This is a genomic window from Okeania sp. SIO2F4 (assembly GCF_010672385.1).
Lineage (GTDB): Bacteria > Cyanobacteriota > Cyanobacteriia > Cyanobacteriales > Microcoleaceae > Trichodesmium.
Window position 1 is genome coordinate 1 of record NZ_JAAHGT010000565.1, and the last position, 6,310, is coordinate 6,310.

5 protein-coding genes are annotated in these 6,310 nt (G+C 34.0%); 4 read left to right on the top strand and 1 reads right to left on the bottom strand.

Translation table 11 applies throughout. The features are described 5' to 3' along the window. Positions 1-593 precede the first annotated feature (593 nt). From F6K22_RS27595 to F6K22_RS27605, 3 genes are all read left to right on the top strand, one after another. Entirely contained in the window at positions 594-1,724 is a 1,131-nt protein-coding gene (locus tag F6K22_RS27595) for a glycosyltransferase family 4 protein (RefSeq protein ID WP_293105450.1), read from the top strand. A gap of 294 nt (positions 1,725-2,018) precedes the next feature. Next, positions 2,019-2,840 carry a WecB/TagA/CpsF family glycosyltransferase gene (locus F6K22_RS27600; RefSeq protein WP_293105453.1) on the top strand — a complete coding sequence of 274 codons (822 nt, stop codon included), beginning with the start codon at positions 2,019-2,021 and terminating at the stop codon, positions 2,838-2,840. 572 nt (positions 2,841-3,412) lie between these two features. Next, complete coding sequence (locus tag F6K22_RS27605) at positions 3,413-3,952, top strand: helix-turn-helix domain-containing protein (protein ID WP_293105455.1); 540 nt, start codon at positions 3,413-3,415, stop codon at positions 3,950-3,952. Here F6K22_RS27605 and F6K22_RS27610 read toward each other — a convergent pair. Then, positions 3,949-5,436: a sugar transferase gene (locus F6K22_RS27610; protein ID WP_293105458.1), complete on the bottom strand. Its 1,488-nt coding sequence runs from the start codon at positions 5,434-5,436 to the stop codon at positions 3,949-3,951. The genes F6K22_RS27605 and F6K22_RS27610 overlap by 4 nt on opposite strands. 508 nt (positions 5,437-5,944) lie before the next feature. Between F6K22_RS27610 and F6K22_RS27615 the strand changes: the two genes are divergently transcribed. Beyond that, the coding region (locus F6K22_RS27615) for an RNA-guided endonuclease InsQ/TnpB family protein (RefSeq protein WP_293105461.1) at positions 5,945-6,310 on the top strand (366 nt) is incomplete at its 3' end.

The window sequence follows — 6,310 nt, forward strand, 5'->3', positions numbered from 1 at the left end:
TGAATTTTAATGGATAATTGATAATATTTCCGCTCTTGGTTCAATCCTCTTTACCAATTAGGGCTTGCGTATGGAAAGTCTCTTTGTAAGGGGAGGAGTCAGAATCCAGAATCCAGAATTAAGAAGTAATGGGAATTATACAGGAAGTAGTCAGAATAATCCTCCCTTGATTTTCTCCCCCTATCTTATCTTGCTCAAAATGCGCTCTTTTTTGACCATGAAGAGCTGAAAACCAGGTACTTTTTCCAGACTTAAAAAGGTTAAAACCTCTAGATATCAATCTTTTTAGATTTAATCGGCAAACCCTAATTAGGGTTTGCGCTCAAAAAGTTTTATGAGTGAGGGGAGGAGTCAGGAGTCAGGAGTAGTAGGGAATGAGTTAGGAGAAAGGAGACAGAATTATCTCTTGATTTTTCTGCCTTGCGTCAACCAAAATCCTAACTTTTTTAGATACTAAGAAATGAAAATCTTATACTTTTTCCAGACTTAAAAAGGTTAAAACCTCTATATATCAATCTTTTTAGATTTAATCGGCAAACCCTAATTATCAATTACCAATTATCCATTATCCATTATCCATTATCCATTATTCTATGCACATCTTAATCTTAGCTCTTAGTCGGTTCGATCGCCCTAGTGGTATTTGTAGATATGCTGCTAATTTAGCTAAATGTTTAGATGAGATTGAGCAAATTTCTAGAATTACTTTAGTTTTAGGCAGTTGGCAGGAAAAATATTTTCTTGAAGATTTTCAAATTGATTCAGAAAAAATCAAAATTTATCCAGTAAATATTAAAAATAGCTCCATTTATAGAAATATATGGTTTATTTCTCAACTGCCTAAATTAACAAAAATTCTCAATGCTGACCTAGTTCATGTCTCTTTTCCTATACCATTTTTTAGATTTATCTTTCCCTGCCCTGTAGTAGCAACTATACACGATTTTTATCCCTTTGATAATCCAGAAAATTTTGGATTTCCTAATTATATATTTAATCAATTATTCACTCAAATATGTGTCAAAAATGCTGATGGTATAACTTGTGTTTCTCAAGTTACTTTATCCAGATTAAAATATTATTTTCCTCAGATTTACCAGCAAAAATTACCTACAGTAATTTATAACTATGTTGATTTTCAAAACACCCAATCTCAATCGCCAAATATAATAGAAAATACTCCTTTTATTTTGGCTGTTGCTCAACATAGAAAAAATAAAAACTTAGATTTATTAGTACAAGCATATGGTTTATTAATTCAGAATTTGCAAATTGATTCGATAACTAAATTAATTATTGTTGGTAGCGAAGGTCCTGAAACTCAAAGATTACTACAATTAGTTAATAATCTTTCATTGGAAAAATCTGTAATCTTTAGCTCATCTTTATCAGACCCAGAATTATGCTGGTTATATCAAAATTGTGAGTTATTTGTTTGCCCTTCTGCTAGTGAAGGATTTTGCTTGCCTTTAGTAGAAGCTTTATATTTTTCCTGTCAAATAGTTTGTTCTGATATTCCAATTTTGAAGGAAGTAGGTAATTCAGATTGTATTTACTTTAGTCTGGAAGGAGAAGTTGTGAAAAATTTATCTACAGCTATTATTGATGCCTATAATCAGCATAAAATTAAGTCAAAAACAAATGATTTGCGCTTTGCAAAAGCTAACATAGCCGACCAATATCTTGATTTTTATCGTAAATTTATAACTGGGAAATTTGACTAAATATTATCTTGCAAATTGTCCGGCATATTTGCAGATTATATGTGTACTAATCACTGCTCAAAATCAACTTAATTAACCTAATTAGGGCTGGCTGATTAAATATCAAAGCCTTTACAGATAAAGATTTTAGCCTTTTTAAGCCTCTCAAGTTCAAAAATTGAGCATTAAAGGCTCACTATGGCAGAAAAATTAAGGGACAATTCTTGCTCCTACCTCCTCTAAATTCCATTTATCCTGACTCCTACCCCTACCACTCATACTTTTTCACCAAACCCTAATTAAATAGATAAAAAAATGACAAACTACCTACCTTCTTTAACTCCTCCAAATAAAACCAGTGTTTTAGGTATAGGAGTTAGTCACACAAATTACTACGACTGTACAGAATTTATTATTAACTCTGCTAAACTACGACAATCTTGTACTGTTGCTCCGACGCCAGTGCATGGAATTATGACTGGTTATCTCGACTCAAAAGGTCATGGCGATCGCCTGAATCAATTTACTCTGGTTGTTCCTGATGGTCAACCTGTACGTTGGGCGATGAATTTATTACGCAAACCCGATCGACCTCATCTGAGCGATCGGGTTTATGGTCCGACGTTAATGTTACATCTTTGTACTGCGGCAGCTAATGAAAATATCAGTATTTTTCTCTATGGCTCAACTCCCCAAGTTTTGGAAAGTTTGCAGCAAAATCTCCAAGACAAATTTCCTAACCTAATTATTGCGGGAACTATTTCTCCACCATTTCGCCCTCTAACTCCAGAGGAAGATACTAAATATATTCAACAAATTAAAGACTCAGGGGCAGGTATAGTATTTATTGGTTTAGGTTGCCCCCGACAAGAAGCTTGGGCTTTTGAAAAAAGTCAAAAGTTAGATTCTGCTTTAGTTTGTGTGGGTGCTGCTTTTGATTTTCATGCTGGTAATGTTCCCCAGGCTCCACCTTGGATGCAAAAGTTTGGTTTGGAGTGGCTTTTTCGTTTGCTACAAGAGCCAAATCGTCTTTGGCAACGTTATGTGTTGTTGAATCCTCTGTATCTAATTCTTTTATCGCTTCAGCTAATGAGGTTACTCCCTCTCAAGACTCCTTTAAAAAAAAATTTTTCTTAGGTTGTGAAGTTTTTCAATTCTTTTTGCCTGGATGGGGATTTTATTGGCAAATCTCAAAAAGTTTGCTGTAATCTTTATGATGGGGAGCGAGGAGATGGTAATCAAATATACCCATATCAGAAATGATATAATTTTCACTATTGCGTATAGAGAAATAGTATTTTCATTTTCTTAAGCTCTAATGAAAACTGTAAAGTTACATCTGAGAATATCTACATTTCCAAATCAGATGCTCAGAAATTTTCTACCAATCTCAATGTAAGTAAAATCCTTGAATTTGTAGAGATTCCAGTCAGGATAGAATTTTTATTTTCACTATTGCGATGGAGAAATAGTATTTTCATTTTCTTAAGCTCTAATGAAAACTGTAAAGTTACATCTAAGAATATCTACATTCCCAAATCAGATGCTCAGAAATTTTCTACCAATCTCAGTGTAAGTAAAATCCTTGAATTTGTAGAGATTCCAGTCAGGATAGAATTTTTATTTTTACTATTGCGTATAGAGAAATAGTCTTTTCATTTTATTAAGCACCATTCCATATTGCCTCATATATTTTCAGGAAAAAAAATATGTTTATGTTTGTTGGTACAACAGAAGCTGCTTCTCTATTAAATATTTCTGCTCAAAGAGTCCGAGTTTTAATCAAAGAAGGTAGGATTCAAGGAGCCAGAAAAATTAATGGCAGGACTTGGGTAATTCCTCTATATAAAGGAATGCCAAGAATCTCCAGCAGGAAACGTGGTCCTAAACCAAATTGGCATTCCTATAGACATTGTGGTAAAAATACTATTCATTTTGATCGAAATAGTATTGCTACCAATAAAAAGGAGAAAAATACCGATCTTGATGTGATGTCTGTCAAAAGAGGTTCTAAGAATTTAGCCAAAGGTCACGAAATAGAGATTCACGGTCCTTGTAAAATCGTTTATCGACCAGAAAAGCCTCACTCTTGTGGAGCAACAGTCTGGATTGAGACCTTAGCAACGGCAACAGTATTTAACTTCGATGGTAAAATCGAGCGTGTAAACACTATGTGGATTTGGGAAGAAGAGGAAATGTGGAAAATTAAGAAGAAAAATATTGAGCAGCTAATTCAAGAGGTTTCTTAATATGCCCCTTCTTTACCCAAAACAACCTTGACTGTCTTTAGTAAAATCTGGAAATCCATTGCCAGAGACCAATTATTTATATAAGTCATATCTAGGCGGAAGGCATTCTCAAAATCAAGAATATTTGAGCGACCCGATACCTGCCACAAACCTGTAATTCCTGGCAGAACATTTTGTCGTGCAAAATGGTGTGGTTTAAAACATTCAACATCTCGTAGGGGTAGAGGTCGTGGTCCGACTAAACTCATATTGCCTTTCACCACATTAATCAATTGAGGCAGTTCGTCAATACTATAGCGCCGGAGAAACTTGCCAACTTTAGTAATGCGTGGGTCTTCTTTCATCTTGAATAGCACACCATCTTTAGTTTCATTTTTCGCCTCCAACTCTTTGATTAATTGATCGGCATTGACAACCATCGTACGAAATTTCCAAACTTTAAAATGTCGCCCTCTCAAACCCATGCGAATTTGTTTATAAAATATTGGTCCTGGAGAATCTAGGTAAATTAGAGCTGCAATGAATAATAGTAGAGGAGCAGCTAACAAAATAAACAGACCTGAAGAAACTAAATCAAAACTACGCTTTATCCAATAATCAACACCTACAATTGCTGGCGGACTTAAATGAATTGTAGGTATCCCACCAATCATCTCTATTTTGGGTATTTGAGTGGGAATACTTAAACCAACTGGTAAAATCCGTAGATGAATACCTGCTGTTTTTACACTCCAACAAAATTCCATGTGGTCTGGAATTGAGCGCCAAGAACAGACAAAAATTTCTCCCACTCCTTTCTCATATATCTCTTGTAAAATCTCTTGCCAGCGACAGTTATTTTCTTTGGTAGATAAATCTACTTGCCCTAAGATTTCATATTCTTTATTACTGACTAACTTCAGAGCAATTTTTGCCACTAAAGTATCTTGGGAAGTACCAACTAAAAAAATTTTGTGACTGAGATTACTTTGTTTGCGAATAATTGTAATAGTTACTTCTGCAATTAAACGACCTGCCAATAGAAATATCAGATTAAAGAACCATGCTAGTAGAAAGGTAGAGCGAGAAAAAATTACCCCTGGTTCATAGATAAAAGCTAGGAATAGTATGATTACTTGGGCAAAGGTAAGACTTTTGATTAACCTAAAATATTGACGACGATTTTCCCGCTCACCATACAATCCAGCAGCAGCAATACTATTTAGTGTAATTAGTAAAATTGGTAGTAAAAATCCTGGTCTAGAAGCAGTATCTCCAACTAAATCAAAAGATGGGATTGCTTTCAAGGTATCTTTATTATTGCTAATCCACTGAGCAGTTTTCCAACCAAGAGATACTAAAATTGCATCTATAAATACAAATAAAATTGTACGCAACCAGACAATCCTAATACCACGGCTAAGACTAACAATTCTGTTAGGAGCACGTTGATCTAATTTACTTTTTTGAACATCAGGAGTTATGGGCTTTTGTGATTTTAGCATTTTTTTATCATCTTTAAACATCTTGCAGTATCTATATTTTTGCAGAACTTAAGTTACTCCAAATACACCCTTTATCTAATTTTACTATCTGATTCGACTGGGGAAAGTAATTATATATAAAATTACTGACCTGTATTGAGTTACCAGTAAACAATTACTAATTATAGGTATTAAATTTTACCGCACTTTGCACGAATAGTGAGGTACAGTTTTAATATTAATCTCTTTTCCCAGTGCCTAATCCCTACTGTCCCAGAATTTTTTACTTCATCAACTCGAAAACTTCTGTCAGATGCCATGCTGTGCAATAAATTCAACAGAAAGTTTTATTTCTTACCCTTAATTTTTGGGCATAAATACTTATCTGTTTTATAAGTATTCAGCGATTAAATTATTTATCTAAATGTTGGCAGAAGACCCACATCATAATCTTTGATTTGATGTCGTATGGGAATGCCAGCCAATGCTATAATAATATTGCTTTAGTGTTAGTAATAGGCCGAAAACATTGAAAGCTAGATATAAGTATAGGATATATCCAAATCAGATTCAAATTAATAAATTAAATCAACTATTTGGGTGCTGTAGATACGTTTGGAATCAAAGTTTAGAGTATTGCAATCAACTGTATGTTAACGGTCAAAGAAAGACTAGCTATGTTGACTTAACTAAACAATTCATAACTCAAGCTAAGAAAGAATTAATTTGGTTAAAAGATGTAGCTTCTACTCCATTACAACAGTCTTTAAAAGATTTAGACCAGGCATATAAGAATTTCTTTGATAGTTGTCAAGGTAAACATAAAAGTATCAAGGTCAAACCTCCTAAGTTTAAATCTCGAAAATCTAGACAAGCTGCAAGATTTGTAGGTGCT

Coding starts and splice junctions, on each gene's coding strand:
- F6K22_RS27595 (WP_293105450.1), top strand. CDS start 594: ATGCACATCTTAATCTTAGCTCTTAGTCGGTTCGATCGCCCTAGTGGT.
- F6K22_RS27600 (WP_293105453.1), top strand. CDS start 2,019: ATGACAAACTACCTACCTTCTTTAACTCCTCCAAATAAAACCAGTGTT.
- F6K22_RS27605 (WP_293105455.1), top strand. CDS start 3,413: ATGTTTATGTTTGTTGGTACAACAGAAGCTGCTTCTCTATTAAATATT.
- F6K22_RS27610 (WP_293105458.1), bottom strand. CDS start 5,436: ATGCTAAAATCACAAAAGCCCATAACTCCTGATGTTCAAAAAAGTAAA.